1 protein-coding gene is annotated in these 865 nt (G+C 58.2%); it reads right to left on the reverse strand.

The annotated features are described in order from the left end of the window. Window positions 1-420: 420 nt before the first annotated feature. Window positions 421-865, reverse strand: a 445-nt coding sequence (locus BEN49_RS15300) for an integrase core domain-containing protein (RefSeq protein WP_141765687.1), incomplete at its 5' end; no start/stop codon positions are given.

An 865-nucleotide genomic window follows, 5' to 3' on the forward strand; every position in this document is an offset into this window, starting at 1 on the left:
AAGCACAGGTACGGGGCCACGAAGGTCCATTCGTCGTCTTTTACATCGCTGGGGTAAGCCATACCCCGAATTTCGGCACAAGTTCATAACAGGCTCTAGCAGGGCCGGTTGAATCACCCCGGATGAAAGATTTCAGAGGGCGTTAGGGTGAGCCACCAGGGTGGCCTCAGTATTTCCTGGCCGGGCTGGGTAGCTGGCGAAGGCACTGCCAGGTAGGTGCTCCTCCAACTACCTAGCTGCGGGCGCGCAGGAGCAATGGCTTGGCCTGCATGGCCCGCCCGAACAGACCGATGGGCCGGCAGGCCGTAGAGCAGGCCGGCCAACCAGATGAGCGGCACAGTAGGCCGGAGGTGATACGCCAGCAGGAGCAGCACTTGCAGTGACCTCCTCCCATTTATTGGGCCGCTCGAAAGTAGCGCATCAGGCGTTCTGAAGCTCGACGCTAGCGGCGGCCGCCACCACTTCATCGGGCGTTAAATTCTGCAACGAGCTGTGGGGTCGGAAGCCATTATACTCCTGTTGCCAGTGCTCAATCTTTTCCTGGGCATCCGTCAGCGACAGGAACCAATGCACGTTTAAGCACTCGTCGCGAAAGCTGCCATTAAACGATTCAATGTACGGATTATCGGTCGGTTTGCCGGGTCGGGAGAAGTCCAGCGTCACGTGCTGGTTGTAAGCCCAGCGGTCGAGTGCTTTACTGATAAATTCGCTCCCATTATCCACTTGGATGCGCCCGGGCACCACGCCTACCTGCTGGTGTAAGCGTTGCATCGCAGCTACTACGTCTTCGCCCTTGAGCGACTGGCCGACGTGAATGGCCAGGCACTGGCGACTAAAATTATCGACCACAGTTAAGGCGCGGATT

This window comes from Hymenobacter coccineus (genome assembly GCF_001816125.1).
GTDB lineage: Bacteria > Bacteroidota > Bacteroidia > Cytophagales > Hymenobacteraceae > Hymenobacter > Hymenobacter coccineus.